The 25,885-nt window shown below is 37.5% G+C and carries 19 protein-coding genes and 1 tRNA gene; 4 read left to right on the forward strand and 16 right to left on the reverse strand.

What is annotated here, in order from left to right; genetic code table 11:
* Nucleotides 1-19: 19 nt before the first annotated feature.
* From D0T85_RS05280 to D0T85_RS05325, 10 genes are all read right to left on the reverse strand, one after another.
* A tRNA-Arg gene (locus D0T85_RS05280) sits at nucleotides 20-91 on the reverse strand.
* Between the two features lie 157 nt (nucleotides 92-248).
* The gene (locus D0T85_RS05285; RefSeq protein ID WP_163210963.1) at nucleotides 249-1,916 is read right to left on the reverse strand and encodes a SusD/RagB family nutrient-binding outer membrane lipoprotein; all 1,668 of its coding nucleotides are present in this window, start codon (nucleotides 1,914-1,916) and stop codon (nucleotides 249-251) included.
* A gap of 34 nt (nucleotides 1,917-1,950) precedes the next feature.
* A complete protein-coding gene (locus tag D0T85_RS05290; protein WP_163210965.1) occupies nucleotides 1,951-5,130 on the reverse strand; it encodes a SusC/RagA family TonB-linked outer membrane protein in 3,180 nt (1,059 codons plus the stop codon).
* 447 nt (nucleotides 5,131-5,577) lie between these two features.
* Nucleotides 5,578-6,264, reverse strand: a complete 687-nt coding sequence (locus D0T85_RS05295) for a response regulator transcription factor (protein ID WP_163210967.1) — start codon at nucleotides 6,262-6,264, stop codon at nucleotides 5,578-5,580.
* The gene (locus D0T85_RS05300) at nucleotides 6,233-7,555 is read right to left on the reverse strand and encodes a sensor histidine kinase KdpD (RefSeq protein ID WP_163210969.1); all 1,323 of its coding nucleotides are present in this window, start codon (nucleotides 7,553-7,555) and stop codon (nucleotides 6,233-6,235) included. Before D0T85_RS05300 ends, D0T85_RS05295 begins: the two co-directional genes overlap by 32 nt.
* 93 nt (nucleotides 7,556-7,648) lie before the next feature.
* Nucleotides 7,649-8,056 carry a DUF4123 domain-containing protein gene (locus D0T85_RS05305; RefSeq protein WP_163210971.1) on the reverse strand — a complete coding sequence of 136 codons (408 nt, stop codon included), beginning with the start codon at nucleotides 8,054-8,056 and terminating at the stop codon, nucleotides 7,649-7,651.
* 49 nt (nucleotides 8,057-8,105) lie between these two features.
* Nucleotides 8,106-8,747: a hypothetical protein gene (locus D0T85_RS05310; RefSeq protein ID WP_163210973.1), complete on the reverse strand. Its 642-nt coding sequence runs from the start codon at nucleotides 8,745-8,747 to the stop codon at nucleotides 8,106-8,108.
* 72 nt (nucleotides 8,748-8,819) lie between these two features.
* Nucleotides 8,820-9,254, reverse strand: a complete 435-nt coding sequence (locus tag D0T85_RS05315) for a hypothetical protein (RefSeq protein ID WP_163210975.1) — start codon at nucleotides 9,252-9,254, stop codon at nucleotides 8,820-8,822.
* A gap of 494 nt (nucleotides 9,255-9,748) precedes the next feature.
* On the reverse strand, nucleotides 9,749-11,035 hold the full coding sequence (locus D0T85_RS05320; protein WP_163210977.1) for a sensor histidine kinase KdpD: 1,287 nt from the start codon (nucleotides 11,033-11,035) through the stop codon (nucleotides 9,749-9,751).
* A 268-nt stretch (nucleotides 11,036-11,303) separates the two neighbouring features.
* Nucleotides 11,304-13,418: an ATP-binding protein gene (locus tag D0T85_RS05325; protein ID WP_163210979.1), complete on the reverse strand. Its 2,115-nt coding sequence runs from the start codon at nucleotides 13,416-13,418 to the stop codon at nucleotides 11,304-11,306.
* 414 nt (nucleotides 13,419-13,832) lie between these two features.
* On the opposite strand from D0T85_RS05325, the gene D0T85_RS05330 reads away from it, so the two are divergent.
* The 4 genes from D0T85_RS05330 (at nucleotide 13,833) to upp (ending at nucleotide 21,300) form a co-directional block, all read left to right on the forward strand.
* On the forward strand, nucleotides 13,833-14,006 hold the full coding sequence (locus D0T85_RS05330; protein ID WP_163210981.1) for a hypothetical protein: 174 nt from the start codon (nucleotides 13,833-13,835) through the stop codon (nucleotides 14,004-14,006).
* 2,373 nt (nucleotides 14,007-16,379) lie between these two features.
* Nucleotides 16,380-18,545 (forward strand): peptidase domain-containing ABC transporter, encoded by a 2,166-nt coding sequence (locus tag D0T85_RS05335; RefSeq protein ID WP_163210983.1) that lies wholly within the window; start codon nucleotides 16,380-16,382, stop codon nucleotides 18,543-18,545.
* Entirely contained in the window at nucleotides 18,539-19,762 is a 1,224-nt protein-coding gene (locus D0T85_RS05340) for a hypothetical protein (RefSeq protein WP_163210985.1), read from the forward strand. Before D0T85_RS05335 ends, D0T85_RS05340 begins: the two co-directional genes overlap by 7 nt.
* 884 nt (nucleotides 19,763-20,646) lie before the next feature.
* On the forward strand, nucleotides 20,647-21,300 hold the full coding sequence (gene upp / locus D0T85_RS05345) for a uracil phosphoribosyltransferase (RefSeq protein ID WP_163210987.1): 654 nt from the start codon (nucleotides 20,647-20,649) through the stop codon (nucleotides 21,298-21,300).
* Between the two features lie 67 nt (nucleotides 21,301-21,367).
* Here the strand turns inward: upp and D0T85_RS05350 are convergent, their stop codons facing one another.
* The 6 genes from D0T85_RS05350 to metK form a co-directional block, all read right to left on the reverse strand.
* A complete protein-coding gene (locus D0T85_RS05350; RefSeq protein WP_239060646.1) occupies nucleotides 21,368-22,075 on the reverse strand; it encodes a TatD family hydrolase in 708 nt (235 codons plus the stop codon).
* Nucleotides 22,033-22,254 (reverse strand): membrane protein insertion efficiency factor YidD, encoded by a 222-nt coding sequence (yidD, locus tag D0T85_RS05355; protein WP_163210989.1) that lies wholly within the window; start codon nucleotides 22,252-22,254, stop codon nucleotides 22,033-22,035. The genes D0T85_RS05350 and yidD overlap by 43 nt, the downstream gene beginning before the upstream one ends.
* Nucleotides 22,251-22,634, reverse strand: a complete 384-nt coding sequence (gene rnpA / locus D0T85_RS05360) for a ribonuclease P protein component (RefSeq protein WP_203558418.1) — start codon at nucleotides 22,632-22,634, stop codon at nucleotides 22,251-22,253. Before rnpA ends, yidD begins: the two co-directional genes overlap by 4 nt.
* Nucleotides 22,635-22,785: 151 nt before the next feature.
* Nucleotides 22,786-23,532 carry a uroporphyrinogen-III synthase gene (locus tag D0T85_RS05365; RefSeq protein WP_163210991.1) on the reverse strand — a complete coding sequence of 249 codons (747 nt, stop codon included), beginning with the start codon at nucleotides 23,530-23,532 and terminating at the stop codon, nucleotides 22,786-22,788.
* A gap of 4 nt (nucleotides 23,533-23,536) precedes the next feature.
* The gene (locus D0T85_RS05370) at nucleotides 23,537-24,235 is read right to left on the reverse strand and encodes a DUF4271 domain-containing protein (protein ID WP_163210993.1); all 699 of its coding nucleotides are present in this window, start codon (nucleotides 24,233-24,235) and stop codon (nucleotides 23,537-23,539) included.
* 119 nt (nucleotides 24,236-24,354) lie between these two features.
* Nucleotides 24,355-25,647 (reverse strand): methionine adenosyltransferase, encoded by a 1,293-nt coding sequence (gene metK, locus D0T85_RS05375; RefSeq protein WP_163210995.1) that lies wholly within the window; start codon nucleotides 25,645-25,647, stop codon nucleotides 24,355-24,357.
* Nucleotides 25,648-25,885 lie beyond the last annotated feature (238 nt).

Below are 25,885 nucleotides of genomic sequence, written 5' to 3' on the forward strand. Positions count from 1 at the left end.
TTATCAGGGCTCTGCAAAGTAGCCTCGAGGGGAATCGAACCCCTATCTAAAGTTTAGGAAACTTCTATTCTATCCGTTGAACTACAAGGCCATAAATGCGGCACAAAGATAAAATTATTATATTGATTAAGCAAATACATCCGGGCGGATTCTAACTAATAAAAATATAAAGCCCGCCTTAACATCACGCTAAAACGGGCTTTGAAACACAACTACTTCCTAGGTTTAACTATGTATGGTATAACGCATTACTTAACCGAAGTACAATAGTTCTTACTCTTATCCCACCATATAGGAGTATTTGATTGATCGGGTCCTCCTAATAATTTAACCCCTTTATCATACTCAACTTTATTAATTTGATTTTCCTGTTCGGGATACTGTACCCTACGGATAAAGTTGCTTGGGTCTTTAATATCTTTATTGGTAGCAACATATTGTGCTTCATAACGATATGCCCCAACATCAAAGCGTGGAAGGTTTAAACGACGCTTATCGTTCCACGATTCAAACGATACATCCGGAAAAGCAGCAATGTACTTTTGGGTAATAATTTTCTCTAAGCGGGTATTGCCTGTAGCTGCTCCAAACTCTTCGAAATCATCGTAATTAGCACTTGTACCGGCAAGGTTCTTTTCATTCGACTTTAAATAATCATCAGCTGCAATTGCAGATTGTCCCCATGTTGCAAACGAAGCCTGAACTCCTTTTTCGTATTCGGCTTTAGCATCGCCAGTAACAAATCCACGCTCAATAGCCTCGGCCTTCAGGAAACAAACTTCTTCGAACAACATTACATCGTATGGGCGGCTTTTGTAAGGAGTTCCGTTGTTGTAAAGGAATCCCATTTCGGCACAACTTTTAGCCACAGTAGCATTGTATTCGGCTGTAGGTAAACCATAGGTAACACCTTTCCAGTCGCCAGTATCAAAAGCGGGATCGAACATGGCTGTTGCACGAAGGTCTACTTTTTCCGGATGTATGTTAGACAAAGGTGTCTTTTTTGCATTTCTTTTGTTGAAGATGTCTTTAGGGAAATCGGCACCACCAATGTTAGTAACCAGTTTCTCGAAAGTCTGCGTCATATTGATTGCACCACCCCATGTAATCTGGAACATGGTATAGTTATAATCTTGTCCCCAATCGCCATTAGCCTTCGGAGGCAAATAAGCGTTGCCGCTACGGTCTGCCATTACACCCGATTCTATTGCCTTTTTGGCTTCGGTTTTACATCTCTCTACATCTACTTCGGATAAACGAAGGGCATAACGCAAACGAAGCGAGTTTGCAAATGCACGCCATTTGGCTACACTGTTGCCATAAAGCAAATCGGAGTTACTGCTGATGAAAATAGGATTGGTGCTTTCCTGTCCTAGCATATTAACAGCCTCTTCCAGCTCGCGGAAAAACTCGTTGTAATTATCCTCAACCGACATGTATGGAGGATTGTCTTCGACCACTGTATATTGTGCAAATGGAATAGGACCGAAATAGTCAACTCCGCTGGCTTGTGTAAACACACGCCATATCTTAGCTACTGCAATGGTGTGTCTGTAATCTTCGATCTCGGGAAGAAGATTGCGAATAACAATATTCAACGAAGATACGTTGGACTGTACACGACGATACATCCGTCGGTTCCAGTCTTCGTTCATTACATAGTTCTTTGTGCTGAAGTTACCACCATCGGCTATTTGTGCAAAATAGTCAAGCATCAGCGATTTAATACGTTGTTCGTCATCGCCTTCCATTGGGATACCTGCACGGAGGGTAGAAGCCAAACGCGGATCGTTGAGGTTATAATTTACCGTATCATCCGGTTCATTAGGGTTGTTATTGAGATTTGTAATGTCATCGCATCCTGCCATCGCGAACACAAACGAAAAACAAGCGACATATAATTTAATATTTTTCATATCTTACTTTCTTTTTATTTATAACAAAACTACATTAGAATGCTACGTTTACATTGAAACCAATGCTTCTCATTGTAGGCATTGAAGCAAATTCAACTCCCTGCACCGAGCTTGCATTACTAAATCCAGCATCAGGATCGAATCCTTTTGTTTTATGATAAATCATGAAAAGATTACGGGCAACAAAACTAGCCTTCACGCTCGAGAAAGGAGTTTTCGACAATAATGTGCGTGGAAGCGTATAGCCAAAGCTAATTTCGCGAAGACGTGCGTTGGTTGCATCGTACACAAATGCTTCGGTAATACCGGCAATACCTTTCCAGTACTCTTCACCTCTGATTTGTACAGTGTTGGCTTCGCCCTTTTGGTTTACACCTTCTACAACCATACCATCGCGACCGTCGAGGGTCATTGCCAGGTTACCCCAACGGGTACCTTGTTGAATAGAACCCATGAATATGTTTCCACCAAAGTTCCAATCGATCAAGAAACCAAATGTGAAGTTTTTGTACGAGAAGTCGTTAGACCATCCCAACATCCATTTAGGCTGATTGTTTCCTAGTTTTACCCGTTCGGCTGTTGCAATAGGAATTCCGTTTGCACCAATAACCATCTGACCTTTTTCGTTGCGTAAGAAAGCTGTACCATACATATCACCGTACGATCCGCCAACTTCGGCAACTATATCCATAAATCCAACTCCTGCACCATCGCTCAGAATCTGACGTTCTGTACCTTCGGTAAGTTTAATAATCTTGTTTTTATTGGTAGACCAGTTTACCAATGTATTCCATGTAAAACCACTTTTTGTTTTTATCGGGGTTGCATTCAAAGCAATTTCCCAACCTTCGTTCTGAATGTTACCTGCGTTAATCATTCTGTAGCTATAGCCTGTAGCAGCTGGTACCGAAATCTTAAGAATCTGGTTCTTAGCATTTTTCTTGTAGTAAGAAACATCCAAACCAACGCGGTTGTCGAATCCTCTCAGTTCCAGACCTAACTCCCACGATTCAATTGTTTCGTTTTTCAGATTAGGATTAGCAATCCAGTTTTTGTTGCTAACACCAAACATACCTCCACGAATATCGTAATCGAGTGTGTAGTAATCGCGTAGCATATATGGATCGGTATCGTTACCTACCTGTGCCCACGATGCACGAAGTTTACCAAATGTTAAAGGACCAGCTGTTTTGCCCATGTTGTTAAGCAACTGAGTGAAAACAAAGCTACCACCTACCGATGGGTAGAAATACGAATTGTTTTCTTTGGGTAGTGTAGACGACCAGTCGTTACGGCCAGTTAAATCAAGGTACAAATAACTATCCCACGATAGTGAAGCCGTTGCATACAACGAATTGATTTGTTTGCGGCTGCGTGTAAAATCACCTCTGTGTGTTCTACCGTTGTTTATTGAATAGAAATCAGGAATTTCTAACTCGCCCGAGAAATCATTGTTCAAAGAAGTTGAACGATACATTATATTACCACCGGCTGTTCCAACAACGCTAAACTTGTTCCAGTTACCTTGTGCAGTAAACAAGAAGTCGGAGTTTAATTCTTTAAAACGTTCGGTTTGTACACGGTAGCTACCTCTTGTTTCCCAGTATGGGTTACCGGTTGCACGGGTCCAGTCGTAAAGGAATGTATAGTTATCCATACCCGAACGAAGTTTCAGGTTTAACCATTCGGTAAACTTGATGTCGAATGATGCAAAACCAATATAGCGGTCGCGCTTATCCGAGTTACCATTACGCTCGGTAGACCAGTATGGGTTGTTTGGAGCCGTGTTATGGTCTTTTTTCCACGATGCCGGTTTGCCATCGGCACGTTTCCAGTTATTATCGCGGTAAGGTGCCCAGTCCGAGTAACCAACACTACGTGGCATGGTTAGATAATCATAGAAAAGGTTATTAGGGTCTGCAGCAATAGCAATACGGTTTTTAGATTGCTGATTGATGTAATTGATCTTGAAGTCTGCCGAAAGCCAACTAGCCAGTTTCATAGTTGAGCGCAAGTTGATAGAAGTTCTTTCGATACCGCTGTTAGGCACAACTGCTTTATTGTCCATACGGGTAACGGCAGCACGAATAGTCATATCGTCGGTTGCTTTGGTAAGCTCCATGCTGTTTGTCCAGGTTGTACCTGTGCGCAAGAAGTCTTTATACAAGTCGTTATCGCGAGCCGAATATGCATATTTACCCAATGCCATATCTTGTGTTGATCCGTCCATCTTTGGTCCCCAGCTACCAACAACGTTATTGTTGAACTTATGTACCAATGGCGAATTCTTATCATCTGGATTCGACAGTTCCCATCCTCCTTGTCCATATACATTCTGGAAGTCGGGGGTCATCATCGGATTTTCGAAAGTAATGTTGCTGTTAACCGAAATACCTAAGCCTTTTCTGCCTGCACCGGTTTTTGTAGTAATCATCACAACACCATTACCTGCACGGCTACCGTAAAGTGCTGCCGCAGCAGGACCTTTCAATACCGACATGCTTTCAATATCATCGGGAGAGATATCGGAGATACCCGAACCTTTATCAATAGCACCATTTCCCCAATACTCGTCGGTGTCACTGCTAAAGTTATCAATGGGCACACCATCTACCACCACCAAAGGTTGGTTATTACCAGCAATAGAGTTGTTACCACGAATAAGGATACGGGTTGAACCGCCTACCCCTGTACTGCTTTGGTTAATTTGTACACCAGCAATTCTACCTGCCAAAGAGTTGGCAATATTGGCATCGCGTGTTTCGGTTAGTTGGTCGCCTTTTACTTCTTGCATGGCGTATCCCAGTGCTTTTCTTTCGCGCTTGATACCCAGAGCGGTTACAACAACCTCGTCAATAATCTGCGAATCTTCGGTTAGTGCAACAGTAAAAGGACTTTGTCCGCTATAAGTAACTTCTTTGGCAGTATAGCCAATGTAGCTTACCTGAATAATATCGCCATTGTTAACGCCATCGATGGTAAACTCGCCATTAACATTTGTAATTGTACCATTGGAGGTTCCTTTTACAACAACATTGGCACCAATAATTTCTATACCATCGTTATCGGTTACTGTACCCTTTATGGTTACACCATTTTGAGCATAAACTTGGAGGGGAGCTAATAAAAGAAGAAAAAGAACAGTAAGCAGCGTTTGCTTCAAAGTAAAACTTCCTGGACTAGAGTTAGCCCTGTTAAAAGAAATTTTTCTCATGTTTCTGTAGAGTGTTAAGTTAATAAATTATTAAATAAGTTGTGATCGTTTCGAACCGGCAAGCTTGGGGGAAGTTGCGATTCCTTGATTAGTAAGGTTGCTATTTTACCATATATTGTAATTTAAGGGTTAGTACTAAATTAAAGGTTTGCAGAGAGAGGCTGTTTTGCCCCCTTCTGCATATATAACAGGTGAGATTGAAAGAACCCTAAAAGAAAATGCAACTTTTTTTTGGAAAAGAGAATTTTTGAACACAGAGGCACAGAGAAACAGAGTTCTTTTCTTTGTGCTGAACACTGAGTTTGAGCTAAAAGTGGGTCTTTTTTAACCGTACGACAAAAGCGAAGCCTCCGTGTTCAGCACAAGGAAAAGCTCAGTGTTTCTGTGTCTCTGTGTTTAAATGATTTAATGAACAATACAGGATTAATCCGCGTTTCAAAATAAAAGTTAGTCAGTTAAAAGGAGCCCAATGCCTTTTACTGTTTTTAATTTTACGTTTGGGTCCGAGGCTAGTGCCTTACGCAGATTATTGACAACTACATCTAAGCTGCGCGACAGGAAATGATCGTATTCTTGTCCCCAAACTTGTTCGAGAATAGCATCTCGCTTTACAACTTCTCCTTTATTTAAAATGAGGATTCGGATAACACCTGCTTCTTTTGCAGTAAGCGATACCACATTGTCGTTGGCATCTTTTAATACATTCTTAACGCCATCAAAAGTAAACGAACCCAGGTTGCGGGTCTGGCTTTTGTCGCGGGTTGGGGCACCCGACTTTAATGTTATTAATGTTTTAAGGTATGCATCCAGTTCTTCGGGAGTATACGGTTTCTTTATAAAATTATTTCCACCTATGCTAAGCGCATCGGTTATACTTTTGGTTTCGCCCGATGCAAAAAGAATAAGAGTATCGCCATCTACTTCTCTTATTTTTTTCACCATATCCTTACCATTCATTTCGGGCATATCTATATCGGCTACAATAACATCCGGTTTATATTCTTTCCACAATATTAGTCCTTCTTTACCATTGAGTGCGGTTTTAACTTCGTAACCACCAATTACATCTTCCAGGCTGGTCTGAATAATGTAGTTAAGACTTTCATTGTCTTCTACCAACAATAGTTTGATCATATATTTCTTCTGTTAGTTTGGGTAATCTTATTGTAAATTCGCTGTATTCTCCTTTCATACTTTCAATCGCTACCATTCCTCCATGCATTCTAACAACTTGTTGTACATAGTTGAGCCCAATGCCAAATCCGGCAGCTCCACCTTTTGCCGATCGTTTACTTGCTGCTCCACGCTCAAACTTCTCGAATATCTTTAATTGGTCTTTGGCCGATATTCCAAATCCGTTATCTTTTACTTTTATAAGCGTGTAATCATTGTTCTCGTCAACTGTAATAGTTATAGTAACCTTGTCGCCCGAATATTTTATGGCATTCTCTATCAGATTGCTGATTACTTGCTTCAGGTAGCTGGCGTCGGCATAAACATCCTTAATGTTATATGTGGCAACAAAGTTAATTTCTTTTTTCGTTTTTGCAAGGAATTTTTCCATCAAATCATCCACAATAGCTTTAACTGGTATTGTTTCCTTGTTTAAGGTTAGCCCATCTTGCTCTATTTGGGCCAGAGTAAGTATTTTTTCGGTAAGCGTTAAAATATTCTCAGCCTCTTCGTTTATTATTTCATGATTCCGCTTTGTTTTCTCCGGACTTAGCTTCCCACTTTCTATTGCTTTGTTTCCAATTTTGATTGATGTTAATGGTGTTTTCATATTGTGCACCATGGCATGAGTAAAATCGTTGCGCAATTGCGCTATTTTGTTTTGCCGGTTAATAATTTTAATTTGATAGGTAATGCAATATACAATAAGGAGTACGAATACAATGGTACCAATTAATAATAGGCCCATTTGGGTGAAGATGTCTTTAAAGGGATTTAAAATGGAAACTTGAAGATATTCGGATCCATTTTCTTTTGTATACACTTTTTTAGGGCAGGTTAAATGCCAGAATCCTTTTTCTTTTTGAGTCGACTGGATTACGCCTAAACTATCAGATATATGTTCAATAACAATATTAGTACTTAATCCTTCTTCAGCGGCTAAAGATTTGTAGGTTGAGTCAATGTAATGAAGGGATAAAGGGGCACTTAGGCTTTCATATGCTTCGTTTAAAAAGCCAATACTTACCCTAGTCCCATCTTCGAAATCATTAAACATTCCCCCCTCTGGTATTGGTACTATTTTAATCCGTCGAGTTACATCTTCGTGTAGTGCTTCGCCTAATATTTTTCCATTTTTTCTTTGTATTTCCTCTTTTGAGGAACTATATGCATTATAAGCCCATATTAGCTGTAACGCTAATACAGCCAAAAGGCCAGTATAGGTAATTGTTTTAATATATCTGTTTTTCATATTTGCAAATGTAATAATATAATTGCAACAGATACTAATATTTACCTGACATATTGCTAAAAAAACGCACAAGTATTCGTAATTAGTTCGTTATTATTTATCAATTGCCTTCCTCATTCGCAAGAAATGTCTTAGATGCTTGCGCAGTTCATCAATTCCTAGTGAGGATGACAACCAGGTAACTCTTCGATCAACTGGATCTTTCTCTTTTATTATTTGTATCAGTTTCTCATTGGTGGATATATCAACAAGATAGGGAGCCACACTCCACAATTCTTCACCCGTAGAGCCTCTGAACAATGATCTGTATACTATAGTAGGATCAAGAAGCAAAATATCGACATCTGTACCCCATAGAGCAGCATCAATAAGTACATAGTTAGGAGATAGACTATTACTTAGGAAAGCTTCGCTTTCAGTATTTTGCTTTTGAGTGAGTTCTTCTTGACGTAAAATGTCTACGTCTTTTTGAGTTTCTGGCAATATCCAATTATTATTCATTTGTTAGTATTATTTTACCAAATATTCCTTCTGATACATTAAGACTAATTTATTTTTTTACAGTTTTTACTATAACCATAGTGATACTGTCAAGCGACCATTCCTGCCAAGGATGTGCTTCCAAGACTGTAAGTTCTTTTAATGGACAATATGCTACATCTAATTCTTTCATATTAGGACAACCTGTTATGTCTAATTTTTCAATAGGATTCTGAGACAACCTAATTTCCTCAAGCTTCGGACACCCCTCAATTATTACATAATTTATATTATTATGCAACGCTTTAATTTTTTCTAATTTTGGGCAATTCTTCACTATGAGATTGTTTATCCAATTACGTCCAATATTAATACTTTCGAGATGATTGAAGTTCTTTACACTAAAAGTCCCTTTTAGAGTAACACTCCTGTTTTTATTGAAAAATCGAAGATGCTCTATATTCCTATGCCCATTTTCATCCTTTATAGTTTGTATTTCCCACCATAAAAAGGGACAATTCTTAAAATATCCCAGTACCTGACCATTGGTTTTTAAATCTTCAGTAGACGGTTGCAATAAAAACTCACTTATTTGTTTTATCTCCTCCTGGTCATAAGTTTTATTGATACTGCCTATTATTATGTGTAGTATTCCCAATACAAACGGAATAGATACAATTACCACAAGAGCTGTTTTGTATTTCTTTTTCATATAATTTCTATTTTTTACATTTTACAACAAGATACTGATACCAATTACGACGAATTCTTTCGTATGAATCATTTACTTTGTATTTTGTAATTCCCCCCATGAATAAACATCAAACTTGGCACGACTATCAGATTTCACGAACTTCCCTTCATAAACTACCCAATGATAGTCAAATAGAAAATTTTCTTCGGCGGCTAAAGATTTGTAGGTTGAATCAATGTAATGAAGGGATAAAGGGGCACTTAGGCTTTCATAAACTTCATTTAAAAGAGCAAAGCTTATACTTGAGCCATCTTTGTGATCGTCAAGTACTCCTTCTTTTGGTAGTGGAACTGTTTTAATCCGTCGAGTTACATCTTCTCGCATTGCTGTATCTAGCAATTCTCCTCCTTTTCTTTGTATTTCCTCTTTTGAGGAACTATATGCATTATAAGCCCATATTAGCTGTAATGCTAATACAGCCAAAAGCCCAGTATAGGTAATTGTTTTAATATATCTGTTTTTCATATTTTGCAAATGTAATAACATAATTTCAACAGATACTAATATTTACCTGACATATTGCTAAAAAAACGCACAAGTATTCATAATTAGTTCGTTATTATTTATCAATTGCCGTCTGCTTTAGAGACTGTGTGAAAAGTCCAATCGCTCTTTGATTTTATTGCAAATTGTAAGCAATTACCCCGGTAGGGGTAATATGTGCATAACCCCGGGTGAGCAAAGCGTAACCCGGGGTATAACTCCCCTTGATTTTCTGAGCTCCGAAGGAGTTCAACCCTTTCAGGGCNAAGGAGTTCAACCCTTTCAGGGCTGTTTTGAGTGGGTTAGCCTACCCCGGGTTACGCTTCGCTCACCCGGGGTTATGCATAGTTAAAGCCCTTCGGGCTACTTACAATTTGTAACTTAAAAAAATGAATGGTCACACTTTTTACACAACCTCTAAAGCAGACGGCAATTGATAGTTGAACTAATTATGAACATCTACCTCAATAGTTTGATTATATTTCTTCTATTAGTTTGGGTAACTTTATTGTAAATTCGCTATACTCTCCTTTTACACTTTCAATGGCCACCATTCCTCCATGCATTCTAACAACTTGTTGTACATAGTTGAGCCCAATGCCAAATCCGGCAGCTCCACCTTTTGCCGATCGTTTACTTGCTGCTCCACGCTCAAACTTCTCGAATATCTTTAATTGATCTTTGGCTGATATTCCAAATCCGTTATCTTTTACTTTTATAAGTGTGTAATCATTGTTTCTGTCAACTGTAACAGTTATAGTAACCTTGTCGCCCGAATATTTAATAGCATTCTCTATCAGATTGCTGATTACTTGCTTCAGGTAGCCGGCATCAGCATAAACTTCTTCAATATTATATGTGGCGACAAAGTTGATTTCTTTTTTGGCTTTTGCAAGGAATTTCTCCATTAAATCATCCACAATAGCTTTTACCGATACTATTTCTTTGTTTAAGGTTAATTCGTCTTGCTCTATTTGGGCCAGAGTGAGTATCTTTTCGGTAAGCATTAAAATGTTCTCAGCCTCTTCGTTTATTATTTCATGATTCCGTTTTGTTTTCTCCGGACTTAGCTTCCCGCTTTCTATCGCTTTATTTCCAATCTTGATTGATGTTAATGGTGTTTTCATATTGTGCACCATGGCATGAGTAAAATCGTTGCGCAATTGCGCTATTTTGTTTTGCCGGTTAATAATTTTAATTTGATAGGTAATGCAATATATAATAAGGAATACAAATATAATGGTACCGATTAATAGTAGGCCCATTTGAGTGAAGATGTCTTTAAAGGGATTTGAGATTGCTTGAATATACTGCGATTCATCTATTTTTGTATATGTTACTTTATTGCGATAGGTGGTATGCCATATGCCTTTCCTCTTTTTAGCTGTTGATTGAATAACTCCTAGATCACTAGATACAAGTTCAATAAAAACGTCAGTAGTTAGTCCTGATTCGTTTGCTAACGATTTGTATATGGAGTCAATGTATTCTAAAGACAGTGGTGCTCCTAATTTCTCTAAGTTTTCATTAAGGAAACTCATAGCGATTTCAGAACCATTTCCCTTTATCAAATCAGAAGGCATGGTTGTGGTTTCTAGTCTTCTATCTATGTCAGCCATAAATGCATTTCCTAAGAGAAGGGAGTTTTCTTTTACCAATTCTTCTTTATATAAACGATATGCATTTACAACCCATATTAGTTGTAGTGATAATACAGCCAAAAGGCCTATATAGGTAATTGTTTTAATATATCTGTTTTTCATATTTTGCAAATGTAATAACATAATTGCAACAGATACTAATATTTACCTAACATATTGCTTTAAAAACGCCCAAGTATTCATAATTAGTTCGTTATTATTTATCAATTGCCGTCTGCTTTAGCTGACGGTTTAAAGATCAAACTCGACTCTGGGCTTTAGCCAAAGTGTTTGGCTAAAGCCTGAATACAAGGAATCCTGTTAACCGTCAGCTAAAGCAGACGGCAATTGATAACTGAACTAATTATGAACATCTGCCACAATAATTTGATTATATTTCTTCTATTAGTTTGGGTAACTTTATTGTAAATTCGCTATACTCTCCTTTTACACTTTCAATGGCGACCATTCCTCCATGCATTCTAACAACTTGTTGTACATAGTTGAGCCCAATGCCAAATCCGGCAGCTCCACCTTTTGCCGATCGTTTACTTGCTGCTCCACGCTCAAACTTTTCGAATATCTTTAATTGATCTTTGGCCGATATTCCAAATCCGTTATCTTTTACTTTTATAAGTGTGTAATCATTGTTTCTGTCAACTGTAACAGTTATAGTAACCTTGTCGCCCGAATATTTAATGGCATTCTCTATCAGATTGCTGATTACTTGTTTCAGGTAGCCGGCATCGGCATAAACTTCTTCAATATTATATGTGGCAACAAAGTTGATTTCTTTTTTGGCTTTTGCAAGGAATTTCTCCATTAAATCATCCACAATAGCTTTTACCGATACTATTTCTTTGTTTAAGGTTAATTCGTCTTGCTCTATTTGGGCCAGAGTAAGTATTTTTTCGGTAAGCATTAAAATGTTCTCAACCTCTTCGTTTATTATTTCATGATTCCGCTTTGTTTTCTCCGGACTTAGCTTCCCACTTTCTATTGCTTTGTTTCCAATCTTGATTGATGTTAATGGCGTTTTCATATTGTGCACCATAGCATGAGTAAAATCATTGCGCAATTGCGCTATTTTGTTTTGCCGGTTAATAATTTTAATTTGATAGGTAATGCAATATATAATAAGGAATACAAATATAATGGTACCTATTAATAATAGGCCCATTTGAGTGAAGATGTCTTTGTGGGGATTTAAAATGGAAACTTGAAGATATTCGGATTCATTTTCTTTTGTATATACTTTCTCGGGGCAGGTTAAATGCCAAAATCCTTTTTCTTTTTGGGTCGACTGGATTATTCCTAAACTATCGGATATATGTTCAATAACAATATTAGTACTTAATCCTTCTTCGGCGGCTAAAGATTTGTAGGTTGAATCAATGTAATGAAGGGATAAAGGGGCACTTAGGCTTTCATAAACTTCATTTAAAATAGCATAGCCCACACTTGAGCCGTCTTCGAGATCATCAAATGCTCCTTCTTTTGGTAGTGGTACTGTTCTAATCCGTTGGGTTACATCTTCTCCCAATGCTGTATCTAATAAGTCGGCTCCTTTTCTTTGTGTTTCTTCTTTGATGAAATTATATGTATTAAAGGTCCAAATCAACTGTAAGGCCAGTACAGCCAATAGTCCAATGCTAGTAATTGTTTTAATATATTTATTTACTGCTTCTTTGTTTAATGTTGGCTCATCTTGTTCTTTTTGAGCTAGTGTAAGTGTGCTTTCAGCAAACTTTAAAATGCTCTCTGTCTCTCTGTTCACTATCTCATGATTCTGCTTTGTCTTTTCTGGACTTAGCTTCCCACTTTCTATCGCTTTGTTTCCAATTTTGATTGATGTTAATGGTATTTTCATATTGTGCACCATAGCATGAGTAAAATTATTACGTAGTTGGGCTATTTTGCTTTGCCGGTTAATAATTTTAATTTGATAGGTAATGCAGTATATAATAAGAAACACAAATATAATGGTGCCCATTAATAATAGGCTCATTGGGGTAAAGATGTCTTTAAAGGGACTTAAAATGAAAACTTGAAGATATTCGGATTCATCTTCTTTTGTATATTTCTTAGAACAAGTTAAATACCAAAAACCTTTTTCTTTTTGGGTCGACTGGATCACACCTAAACTATCGGATATATGTTCTATAACGATATTGGTATTCAAATTTTCTTTAGCAGCTAAAGATTTATAAGTGGAATCAACGAATTCGATGGATAAAGGGGCACCCACACTTTCAAAAACCTCATTAAAGAAAGCATAAGTCACACTTGAGCCATCTTCGAGATCACCAAATGCTCCCTTTGGTATTGTTACAGTTTGAAATCTGTGGTCTAACTCACTACTTACTGCTGTTCTAAATATTTCTCCTCCTTTTCTTTGTAATTCTTCTTTTGAGAAGCTATATACATTATAAGCCCATATTAGCTGTAATGCTAATACAGCCAAAAGGCCAGTATAGGTAATTGTTTTAATGTATCTGTTTTTCATATTTTGCAAATGTAATAACATAATTGCAACAGATCCTAATATTTACCTAACATATTGCTTAAAAAATGCGTTATTATTTATCAATTGCCGTCTGCTTTAGCTGACGGTTTAAAGATAAAACTCGACTCTGGACTTTAGCCAAACACTTTGGCTAAAGCCTGAATACAAGGAGTCCTGTTAACCGTCTCTAAAGCAGACGGCAATTGATAACTGAACTAATTATGAACATCTACCTCAATATATTTCTTCTATTATGGTATGTAAATGGTAAATGGATCAAAGATTTAACCTAAACCTAACGTTCGCATAACATAGTATTCAAAAAACACCATTTATCTTTGCAATATCAAAACAAAACAATTTAAAAACAAATTATCATGAAAACAACAGGTTTAATCATTGAACTAACATAAAATGGAAAAATATAAAAGAAATATTTATGTGGGGTTTTTTATTCTTATCATGACAATAGCACTTATTTTTTTCTTAGAAAAACCTATAACACAAATAGTCATGGCAGTTGGTGGAATAACATCTTTAATGTTCTGGATTGCTGCTAACAAAGAATATAATAAAAGAAAAAAATAACAACGAAAGTAATAATATAAAAATCAAAAACGATATGTCCGAGTTGACGTTAAACGAAAAGGAGAGGCCATAACCAAGCAATTTGCAAAAGAATCTAACAAACAAATTAAAAAACAATGAAAAAGCAATTCAATCAAAAAATATTCTTTATAGCAGCACTTATCGGTGCCACAATAGGATGTGCTATATATATCTATTTGAAAATCAATTAAAAAACATAAGCCATGGAAGAATTTAACAGAATAACACAACCCATAAGAGCCAGAATGAAGTCTGATTCTGGCTTTAGAATTATAGTATATATGTTTGCTGCATTTATATTATTTAGTGTAGGCAAATGTATAGGAGAATTTGTATATTATCTTATAAACTAATTTTCATGAAAACCGTCAAACTACTCATCGCCATCTTTTCGCTACTAATTATACTATTAGTACGATACGTTTTCAGCGAGACTCTCAGTTCATTTCATAATATAAATGTATGGGGAGTTTATCTTTTTTGCGTCCCCATTGTATACTGTTTAATGTCTCTTTTTTCTGATCAAGACAGAGCTACTTTATTAAAAGGAATTATGTATACTACTATAGGTGTGATATTAACAATTTTGTTGAGTACAGATATTGCAAATAGTTTCTGGTTAGAGAAAGTTGTTGTGACACTAATAGGGGCTGGTGCATCATGGGCTTATTGTAAAAACACATAAATATTCATTCTTAATACTAACACTATGATTTTTAAAATTTTAAATGATGGCTTTATTAATAAATCTCCATTTCTTAGTATGTTTTGTAAGATTGGAATAGTTATAGCTTGCGCATTAGTGATATTTATTGCAGGCAAATATGTAGGCACTTTAATTTATGCACTATTGCATTAATTCAATGTCAAATTTCATCCATTCATAAATCTCTACTATTTTTTATGCAGCAAATCGTTGTTTCAAAATGCAGCATTTCACACTTTCGAAATGCAGCATTTTGAATGAACGAAATGCAGCATTTCATCAATACAAAATGCAGCATTTTGAAAATGCGCACTAAAATCGGCCTCACAGTGCGTATAACAAGGGTTGGGAAGTACAATTTTCCATTTTCAGTGTTTTTAGCGGATGTAAAACAACTAAACAGAAGAATGGGTTTCGGAAAGATTTTTCGTTTTTTAAATAAGTATTCAACAGAATATTAATAGCCTAGTGATAGAAAAACTAAAGCGAAGCCTCCGTGTTCAACACAAGGATATTAAAACACAGAGGCACAGAGAAACAGAGTTCTTTTCTGTGCTGAACACAGAGTTTTGTACGACAAAAGCGAAGTTTGTTTTCTCTTTGCCGCATAGCGGCTTCCTATGAACAGATAGCCACTATGTGGCTCTCAAACTCCGCGTAACTTAGCGTTTCAAGTCCAATCTGATTTGAACTAAAACTCCTCCCAGAAGTTTAAAATGCAAAATTTGTCGTCATTCAACACGCAAAGCATTTATCTCATTGATTAGCAATACGTTAAATGCGTGTTGAATGGCGTGTTGAGAAACGTTGTTACAAATATTTCGTCACGCTTTGATGAGGGTAAAAGGTTGTTCGTAGAACGCTGACAGTTTCACGGTAGAAAACCAACAGTTTCACAGTAGGAAACCAACGGTTTCACGGTAGGAAACCAACAGTTTCCTATGGATGAAACTACTTGTTTTCTACATAGAAAACAATTGGTTTTCTATATAGGAAACTACTTGTTTCACTGCACAAAACAAGAATGAAACTAGTTGTCTCATGCGCATCTCGCGTGCTGACAATGCTGTAATAATATTTGCCAGCACACTTTGCCAGCACGCCTTAACGAGCTGTTAATCAAATATATAAACGGCCGTGTGTTGGCAGTGCTGGCAAATTTTCATTTTTAACTTCTGGGAGGGGATAAATTTTAGTGTTTGGTGTTTGGTTCAGTTCGAACTAAAATAAAAACACAGAGCCACAGAAGCACAGAGCTTTTCCTTGTGCTGAACACGGAGGCTTCGCTTTTGTCGTACAATAACTCAAAAATAGGCCAACGGCCTTATTCCATGTGGTATCCTTCATCGTAGTCCGTTGGCCTACGCTAGAGGCTATTAGGCCGTTGGCCTATTGTACGACAAAAGCGAAGCCTCCGTGTTCAGCACAAGGAAAAGCTCAGTGTTTCTGTGTCTCCGTGTTTTTATTCAATTTGAACCAATTGATGAATAATGCAGGCTAAAGATTTAACCTAAACCTAACGTTCGCTTAACATAGTTCTATTTTTATGCTCCTTACCTTTACAGCTCAAAGACTGTTGTTCGATCTTCATCAGAAAATGGACAACTGGACATCCGTGTCTCTATGTTCCCAAAAACTTAAAAACAATGAAAAGAGGAATAAAAATAAAACAACATGATATAACCGATTGTGGTGCAGCTTGTCTGGCCTCTGTATGTGCATATTACGGACTTCGGTTTCCAGTTTCCCGAATCCGCCAGTATGCCTTTACCGACCAGAAAGGGACAAACATTTTAGGTTTGGTCGAGGCCGCCAACAAACTAGGACTGTCGGCCAAGGGAGTACGTGCCAAGTTCGAGGCTCTGAGTGTATGCCCCAAACCCATGATTGCCCATATTATTGTAAAAGAGCAATTGCAGCACTTTGTTGTAGTATATAAAGTTACTAAAACACATATTACTTATATGGATCCGGGAGACGGACGGATGCACAAAGTAACAAACGAAGAGTTTGAGAAGATATGGACAGGCGTGCTGTTATTAATGGAGCCCGAAAGCAAATTCAGGAAAGGCAATATGAAGAAAAGCACATTGGGAAAATTCATTTCGCTACTGGCGCCGCATAAAAGCACAATGTTTCAGGCCCTCTTTGGCGCTCTTATATTCAGTATATTAGGATTATCAACTTCGGTATATGTAGGCAAGATAACCGATTATGTTTTGGTTGATAAGAACATAAATTTACTAAACCTGATGGGTATTATTATGGTACTTATCCTGATACTGCGCACTTTTATAGGTTCAATGAAAAGTATTCTTGCCCTTAAAACCGGTCAACGCATTGATGCAGCACTGATTTTGGGATACTACAAACATCTGCTTAAGCTACCACAACAGTTTTTCGATACGATGCGTGTTGGTGAAATTATTTCGCGCGTTAACGATGCTGTTAAGATACGGAACTTTATCAACAATGTATCGCTCGATTTAGTTGTTAACGTAATGATTCTTGTATTTACCTTTTGCCTGATGTTTGCCTATTCCTGGATTCTGGCATTGGTAACTATTGCAGCAATACCTCTATTTATAGGGATTTACTGGTTGTTTAATAAGCTGAACCGTAAGTACCAACGTTTAATTATGGAAAGCAGTGCCGATCTGGAATCGCAACTGGTAGAGTCTATCAACTCCATTTCAACAATCAAACGTTTTGGTGTTGAAGATTTTTCGAACCTCAAAACAGAAACCCGGTTTGTACATCTGCTTAAAAATACATACCATAGTATTTATGGTGCAATCATGGCACAGGGAGGTATACAGTTTATTTCTACTGGTATTACAATAGCAGTGCTGTGGGCAGGTAGTATTTTGGTTATAGATCAAGAACTTACACCGGGTACCTTGATGGTATTTTATTCGTTGGTAGGCTATGTGTTATCGCCCATTGGGTCGTTAATAACCTCCAATCAAACCATACAAGATGCACTGATTGCTGCCGACCGTTTGTTTCAGATTATGGATTTAGAACGGGAAGAAGATGATTCGCAGAAAATAAACCTTGAGGCAGATATGGTAGGCGATATTACGTTCGATAACGTAAAGTTCCGTTACGGATCGCGCAAACAGGTATTCGATGATTTAAACCTCAAGATACAGAAAGGAAAAACTACTGCTGTTATTGGCGAAAGCGGATCGGGTAAAACCACACTGGTGTCGTTATTGCAACATATTTACCCTATCCAATCCGGACAAATAAGGATTGGCAATTACGACATTGCTCAAATCAGCAACGAAAGTCTTCGTAAAAGGGTGGGTACAGTTCCGCAACAAATAGAACTGTTTGCCGGAACAATTATCGAGAACATTGCTATTGGTGATTTGCAACCTGATACTAAAAGAGTAATAGACCTTGTTGAACAACTGGGATTGAAAGAGTTTGTTGAGAAACTTCCTAAAGGTTATATGACTCATATTGGCGAACATGGAGCATCGTTATCGGGTGGCGAACGGCAAAGACTTGCCATTGCCCGTGCATTGTATAAAGAACCCGATATTTTAATATTCGACGAGGCTACTTCGTCGTTAGACTCCATCTCCGAGAAGTTTGTAAAGCAAACATTGAACACCTTGGCTAAACAAGGAAAAACAATTATTGTGATAGCCCACCGTTTAAGCACTGTGAAAAATGCAGATAGTATAGTAGTACTCGAAGAAGGCAAAGTATCCGAAATAGGTACTCACAATGAACTGTGTAAGTCGGGTGGTATGTATAGCAAATTGTGGAATGAACTGATTAATTTTAAATTATGTTGAAGTCTTTTTTTACTATATTAGTTGCTATTTTAGTTAGCCAAACATCTGTTGCACAGAATATTGAGGAGAAAGAATATTCTTTTCTTTTAATGGATTCTCCTGCTCGGCTGTTCAGTATGAGGCAATTTGATGAGTCTTCTTTAAGCTTATATCGTTTGGGAATGGAACATTTAAATAAAATAACATCGCGAAAAATCAGTATGTTAATTCAGGCTGGTGTTTCCGGACTTTTCTTTATTCCATTCACCCATGAAGAAGGACATCGTAGTATACTAACTCATCAGGAAATCGGTTCAATTTCTAAACCCTATTTCAATAAAAATTTTGCAGCTTATGTCACAGGAGTATCGAATAATGATTTGCTTAATTTGCGAAATAATAACATGCCTGTTTTTATTCGCTTACATACTGCTGGTTTAGAATCCGATTATGCTATGTTGCAACGAGAAGCTACCTTATTGAACCTTCACAAAGAGAGTAAAGATGTACTATGGGTTGAATACTTTCTACGGAAAACTTCATTGGTAACCTATTATGCAATGGGACTATTTAAGACTAAATTCGATCTGAAAGAAGAAACAAATGAATTAAAACGAGATATTGTTGGACACGATATATATGGTGCTATACGGCACCTCCATCGACCTGATATGGAATTTTCTCGCTATACTGATTACAAAGATCTTACTAAGGAAGAAAAAAGATTTGCAAAGAGAGTGGGTTGGCGCTCATTGTTAAATTTAATCGACCCACTTATTATTGGAAAAACTGGATTTTCTCTACAAAATGGCTCTACAATGAATTTTGCTTTTGGTTATGGCATGGTTCCTTTTGGTGATTATATTGATGAGCATATTTGGATAAATACACAAAAAATCAAAACGCATATATACATTAGACAATTTGAAAATCACAGCACTTGGTTTCCTGCTATTGGTGCAAACTTTCCAGAAATAAAAATACATTCCAATATAATTGCAAATCTAGGTATACATGGATGGCAACAACCACAAAATATGGAGTTTATACAAAGCAAAGGCAAATGGGGTGGTGCTGTTGATATATTGGTGAAATATAGATTCTCTCTTATAAGTAGTAAATTGAAAGGAATATCAGCAAATATTGGAACAACATTCAAAACCGAAGGTTTCTTACTTGAAGAAATGAATCTGGATAAACATATAGGCATACGGTTAGGTACTAGTTTGTGGTTCTAATTATACTGATCAGCTATGGACCAGATAGAAAAGAAAATTTATTCCACAGTGCCAGATAACCCCATATATAAAACCTGCTTTGAAACGCAGGTAAGAGGCGCATATTGATAAAAACAGGACAGGCAACAGATTTAATATACAGATGAATAAGGTTCTTATTTCTAAAAATGCAAAGTTCGACAAATGAAGGAGTAAAAATATGATGTTGCTACAATAAAACACATGTTTTGTGTAGTGAATTCTAAAAGAATTAATCTTCGATTCATTTAAAGTAACTGCAATAATTAGACAGATTAAGAGTACTAGTGTGAGTATGAAAAATAAGAATGACCAACCAAAGAGAAATTGAAAACAACAATAAACAATTCCACAAAATGATGCTGTTATCAAGTTGCTTCTTTTTATAATCAAAGGGAGTCTGAACATTAATTCTTCAAATAGCGGTCCGATAATCACTAAAACGCAAAAAGCGTATTGTCCATATATAGATACTATGTTTTGCATACTCCCACCCCCATATGGTGGAAGTTCGAATCCTATTTTTCTAAAAAATAAAATAAGTATCGAGATAGGAATATATAGTGTTAGTAATAGAAGATAAATCAATATGGCTTTACCAAAAACAGAAATGCCATCTTTAAGAGATACAATAGGTTTGATCTCTTGAGGATGGCTAAATAGATTATATAAATCTTTGAAGATTTCCATGTTACAAATGTATGCAACTTCCATGAAGTATAATGCATGGAAGAGAAATATATTGAAACGAATCTCCATGTTTCTGTGTTTAAAAATACGCCGCAGGGCAAATTTGTTCAACGAAGATTGGGAAAAATTGGTTAGTTGGCGTTATCTTTGCAATTTATAACCCGCAACTTAAAAATATGAAAGTAATAAATCTCAGTGAAAACAATTCAGTGCTAAATCAATATATAGCCGAAATCAGAGACGTAAATATACAGACAGATCGTTTAAGATTCAGGCGTAACATTGAGCGTATTGGCGAAATCATGGCTTACGAGATAAGTAAAACCCTCAACTATGCCAACAAAGAAGTTCAAACTCCTCTTGGGATTGCTCCAGCCAGTATTGCTACCAATCAGCTTGTTATCAGTACTATTTTGCGGGCTGGGATTCCGTTCCATCAGGGTTTCTTAAGTTATTTCGATTATGCCGAAAATGCTTTTGTTTCGGCTTACCGCAAATACAAAGACACGTTGAAGTTCGATATTCATATTGAGTACATTGCTTCTCCGCGAATAGATAACAAAACATTAATTATTACCGACCCAATGCTTGCCACAGGCGGATCAATGGAGCTTACTTATCAGGCAATGCTTACCAAAGGTAATCCGGCAGAGATTCATGTGGCTTCGGTTATTGCAAGTAAGCAGGCTATTGAGCATGTTATGAAGAAATTACCTGCCGATAAAACTACAATATGGTGTGCAGCTGTTGATCCGGAAATAGACAGTCATTCGTATATTGTTCCCGGTCTTGGCGATGCAGGAGATTTGGCCTACGGCGAAAAAGAATAATTTATCCCGGTAGCATGAGGCCTTTGCCCCGGTAGGATAAAGGCTTCATCCCGGTAGGAGAAACCGTTTATCCCGGTAGGACAAAGCCATTGTCCCGGTAGGATAAAATGTTTCGAATGTTACTTTGCACTTTTTTTATCAAATCCTCTACATCCATTCTCAAACAAATTGCTGCGCGTTGGTATAACACATGAATATCAACCTCACTTTCATCTGTTTCTATAAACAACCTATCTAAAGGAGTGCCCTTTAAGCTTTCCTCCTGATACTTCTCTCCAAAAGATAAATAAAACCCATGATCCAATAGCTGTTTGGCTAACTCTTTTTTTCCACGGAAACCATGTATAACCCAGGCAACAACAGGATTGAGTTCCTTTTTATAGCGAATAATCTCATTAAACGATTTTACACAATGTATAATCAGCGGTTTGTTTAGTTGGGATGCTATCTCTGCTTGTTTCAGGAATGCCTCTTCCTGAAGTTTCCAATCGGCAGTGGTTAGTTTATCAAGGCCGGATTCGCCTATAGCCAGCACTTGCGGTTGAGATACAAGTTTCTTAAACTCTTCCCAGTTCTTGCTTTTATCGCCGGAAAGATACCAGGGATGAAAACCAACAGAGCAATAACCTTTAAAATGGGGAGATAAATCCCACGGCATACAGTTTAGTATGGCTTCGTGAGGGTTGTTGTATAAACGATGGGTATGTATATCCAGCAGTTCCATAGCACCAATCAGGGAACAGGATCGTATCCGGAGCCACCCCAGGGATGGCATCGTAGTAGTCTTCTTACAGTGAGATAGAACCCTTTAAACGGGCCATGCTTTTTGATTGCTTCGACAGCGTATTGTGAACAGGTTGGAGTAAAGCGGCAGGAAGGACCGAGCATTGGAGATATGAATGACCGGTAGAAATAAATCGGCAACAGTAATATATACGATAGTATTTTTTTCATTCCAGCTTCTCTCCTATCTTGGCTAAAGCAATCTTCATTTTCTCTTCAATAACCGACGAATCAAACTCTTCAGCCGACAAGTAGATGAATGCCATAGCTATACCAAATTCATATTGATTTAAAACGTCTAGCAGTGCATATTTGTTCTTCCGGTAGGCTTCACGGATCTGCCGCTTTATGCGGTTTCGCTTTACTGCCCGTTTAAATCTTTTCTTTGGTACACTTATCAGTATGGATGCTGGGATTTCCTGTTTCTCTACCTGCATAAATACAACCCTGATAGGATAAATGGAGAAAGATTTAGATCCTCCTTCAAACATTTTATCAATCAGTAGTTTACTTGAGATGCGTTCGCTTTTATGAAGAGTGTATATTTTCAATAGTTGGTAAAGTTAATAAAGCACGTAAAGTTAATAAAGTTATAAAGCATGTTAAGTTAATAAAGCATGTTAAGTTATTAATAAACAAAGGAGATAAAATAGAAAAACATTTACTTTATCTCCTTTACCTCCTTTATTTACTTTATCTTCTTTACTTATTATGTTCTTTAATAAACATTTCCAAAGCGGCCGTCATTGACGGAGCTTTCACGGTAGGAGCTTCAAGATCTAACCGAAGTCCGGCATCGCGTACGGCCTGTGCAGTGGTTGTTCCAAATGTTCCGATCTTGATATCTTTCTGGTCGAAGTTCGGGAAATTTTTCTGCAACGAAGTAACTCCTGCCGGGCTAAAGAACAATAACATATCATAGTCAAAGTCTTCACCATCGGTAAAATCGTTACTTACAGTGCGATACATAACTGCTTCTGTATGCTTAACCTTCAGTTTGTCGAGCATGTTTTTTATATCATCCGTGTGCACATCAGACATTGGTGTGAGATACTTCTCGCCATTATGTTTGGTAATAGAAGGTATAAGGTCTTCTATTTTTCCGGTAGAACCAAAGAAGATCTTACGTTTTCGGTATTGCACGTATTTTTGAATATATAAGGCTACGGCTTCGGTTACACAGAAATATTTCATTGTTTCAGGAATCGATACTCTCAACTCCTGGCATAATCCAAAGAAATGATCAATGGCATGGCGGGATGTAAAAATGATGGCAGTATATTCGGGAATCGACACTTTTTGTTGTCTAAACTCCTTTGCGGTTACACCTTCGACCTTAATGAATGGGCGGAAATTTATCTTTACGCCATACTTCTCCGCAATATCGTAGTAGGGAGATTTCTCAGAAGCAGGTTTGGGCTGAGAAACAAGTACTTTTTTAATCTTCAACGTCTTAAAATTTTATAAGCAACAAACTATTGATATTCACCAACACCCTATAGTATATAAAACAGGGCATGATTTCAAGGGCACAAAAGTACAAAATTAAAAGGGAAAGCCCATAAATATTATTGAAAAAAAACTTTATCCACTTGTATAGCATCAATAATTTAGCGATTATTAAAATAACAAAGCCAAACGTTAGCATTATTTCAATGTCAAAATTGAAGTAAACAAGGAGCAAAACATACGGAAAAAGTATAAATCCGGCGTAGTAAACAAGTGTAAAATAAGCTTCTAGCCACAATGTTGTTGCATTTTTACCGAAGAAAACCCAACCTAAAAATGCATATATTGTTCGCTTCAAAAACACATAAACAAGGAATAATCCGGCATATACTCCAATTGGTAAATACGATGGAATTCCTTGTGCAAAATCCGGACATTTAAAGTTGAAGTAGCTCAAAAAAACGATCCCGATAAGCAACGACGTTTGCAGTATTACGACTAAAGAAAAGTATCTGTTTACCGAGGTAGATGCACCAAAAAGATTGGCTCGTTCTTTGTGCTGAATAAAAATACGGGCTTGTTGTAGCAGGTATTTTTTATTGCCGGCAAATATAAAAGATAACAAGAAAAAGCAAACCAGAATGATAGCCGAAACCAGATCATCCGATTTTAATGAATATGGTATGGGCATGTCTGGGTTCATATTGCAGCAAACTTACGTATGGATATATTGTTCATTTCTCTTAAGTAGTAAGAATATAGAATTAAGTAGTAAGAATCCATGCGGTATTATTCTTACTACTTACTCCTATATTCTAAATTCTATAAACCAAACGCTTCCTTTACCTTTTCCACATAGTCCAGTTTTTCCCATGTAAACAGTTCTACTTCAACAATCTTTTCGGGTTGATAGCGTGAGCAGAATCGTTTGGTAACTGTTTGTGGCTGACGGCCCATGTGTCCGTAAGCAGCGGTTTCACTATAGATAGGGTTACGAAGCTTTAAACGGTCTTCGATTGCTTTGGGACGAAGGTCGAATAGTTCATCTATCTTCTGTGCAATTTCTCCATCGGTCATGTTTACATGGCTCCGTCCGAAGGTATTAACAAAGATATTGATTGGACGGGCAACACCGATAGCGTACGATACCTGTACCAGCATTTCGTCGGCAACCCCGGCAGCTACCAGGTTCTTGGCGATGTGGCGTACAGCATACGCAGCGCTGCGGTCTACCTTGCTGGGGTCTTTCCCCGAGAAAGCACCACCACCATGAGCACCTTTACCGCCATACGTATCGACAATAATTTTACGACCTGTTAAGCCTGTATCCCCGTGAGGGCCACCAATAACAAACTTACCAGTAGGGTTTACATGATAAGTAATATTGGTATCGAACAATGCCAACACTTCCGGATGAGTGATTGATGCAATAACCCTTGGCATTAATATTTCAATAACATCTTTGCGGATGGTTGCAAGCATTTCTTCATCGGCTTTCAGCTGGGCCTCCAAAGAACAATCTACTGGCCCAATAAAATCATCGTGTTGGGTTGATACTACAATTGTATCAATGCGCACGGGTTTACCGTTATCATCGTATTCAATAGTTACCTGGCTTTTTGCATCAGGCCGCAGATACGTCATTTGTGTACCTTCGCGACGTATGTCGGCCAGTACCAGCAATATGCGGTGCGACAAATCCAGCGAAAGGGGCATGTAGTTCTCAGTTTCGTTTGTAGCATAGCCAAACATCATTCCCTGGTCGCCTGCCCCTTGATTCATTGGGTCCTGACGTTCAACTCCCCGGTTGATGTCGGCACTTTGCTCATGTATGGCCGAAAATACGCCACAAGAATTTCCTTCGAACATGTATTCGCCTTTTGTATAGCCAATACGGTTAATTACCTGCCGTGCGGTTTCTTGTAAATCAACGTAGGCTTCGGATTTCACTTCTCCTGCAAGCACTACCTGTCCGGTAGTTACCAACGTTTCGCAAGCTACTTTCGAACTGGGATCATACGCCAGTAGTTCGTCAAGTATAGCGTCTGATATTTGATCAGCCACTTTGTCGGGGTGCCCTTCAGACACCGATTCGGATGTGAATAAATAACTCATCTCTTTTGTAGTTAAAAGTTAGTAGTTAGTAGTCAGAATATGAAAGGAATTAACTTGCAGATTAAAACAGAAAGGGAACTGTGTTTTAGCATTTTTTTCTGTGGTTGCAAGCTACTTTCAAATCTTTCCACATTATATTTTGCAAAGATATTACATTGAATTGAAATATTACATTAAATGAAGGAAATTAACCTTTTTAACCTGACAAAAAATAAGTTTTTAAAAAGCAATGGGCTAC

The sequence above is a fragment of the Bacteroides sp. 519 genome (assembly GCF_010500955.1).
In the GTDB taxonomy this organism is placed as follows: Bacteria; Bacteroidota; Bacteroidia; order Bacteroidales; family Bacteroidaceae; genus Bacteroides.

Coding starts and splice junctions, on each gene's coding strand:
- D0T85_RS05310 (WP_163210973.1), bottom strand. CDS start 8,747: ATGAAAAAGAAATACAAAACAGCTCTTGTGGTAATTGTATCTATTCCG.
- metK (WP_163210995.1), bottom strand. CDS start 25,647: ATGAGTTATTTATTCACATCCGAATCGGTGTCTGAAGGGCACCCCGAC.
- D0T85_RS05285 (WP_163210963.1), bottom strand. CDS start 1,916: ATGAAAAATATTAAATTATATGTCGCTTGTTTTTCGTTTGTGTTCGCG.
- D0T85_RS05290 (WP_163210965.1), bottom strand. CDS start 5,130: ATGAGAAAAATTTCTTTTAACAGGGCTAACTCTAGTCCAGGAAGTTTT.
- upp (WP_163210987.1), top strand. CDS start 20,647: ATGAAAGTAATAAATCTCAGTGAAAACAATTCAGTGCTAAATCAATAT.
- D0T85_RS05330 (WP_163210981.1), top strand. CDS start 13,833: ATGGAAAAATATAAAAGAAATATTTATGTGGGGTTTTTTATTCTTATC.
- D0T85_RS05340 (WP_163210985.1), top strand. CDS start 18,539: ATGTTGAAGTCTTTTTTTACTATATTAGTTGCTATTTTAGTTAGCCAA.
- D0T85_RS05335 (WP_163210983.1), top strand. CDS start 16,380: ATGAAAAGAGGAATAAAAATAAAACAACATGATATAACCGATTGTGGT.
- D0T85_RS05315 (WP_163210975.1), bottom strand. CDS start 9,254: ATGAAAAACAGATATATTAAAACAATTACCTATACTGGGCTTTTGGCT.
- D0T85_RS05370 (WP_163210993.1), bottom strand. CDS start 24,235: ATGAACCCAGACATGCCCATACCATATTCATTAAAATCGGATGATCTG.
- D0T85_RS05350 (WP_239060646.1), bottom strand. CDS start 22,075: ATGCCATCCCTGGGGTGGCTCCGGATACGATCCTGTTCCCTGATTGGT.
- yidD (WP_163210989.1), bottom strand. CDS start 22,254: ATGAAAAAAATACTATCGTATATATTACTGTTGCCGATTTATTTCTAC.
- D0T85_RS05305 (WP_163210971.1), bottom strand. CDS start 8,056: ATGAATAATAATTGGATATTGCCAGAAACTCAAAAAGACGTAGACATT.
- D0T85_RS05325 (WP_163210979.1), bottom strand. CDS start 13,418: ATGAAAAACAGATACATTAAAACAATTACCTATACTGGCCTTTTGGCT.
- D0T85_RS05295 (WP_163210967.1), bottom strand. CDS start 6,264: ATGATCAAACTATTGTTGGTAGAAGACAATGAAAGTCTTAACTACATT.
- D0T85_RS05300 (WP_163210969.1), bottom strand. CDS start 7,555: ATGAAAAACAGATATATTAAAACAATTACCTATACTGGCCTTTTGGCT.
- D0T85_RS05320 (WP_163210977.1), bottom strand. CDS start 11,035: ATGAAAAACAGATATATTAAAACAATTACCTATATAGGCCTTTTGGCT.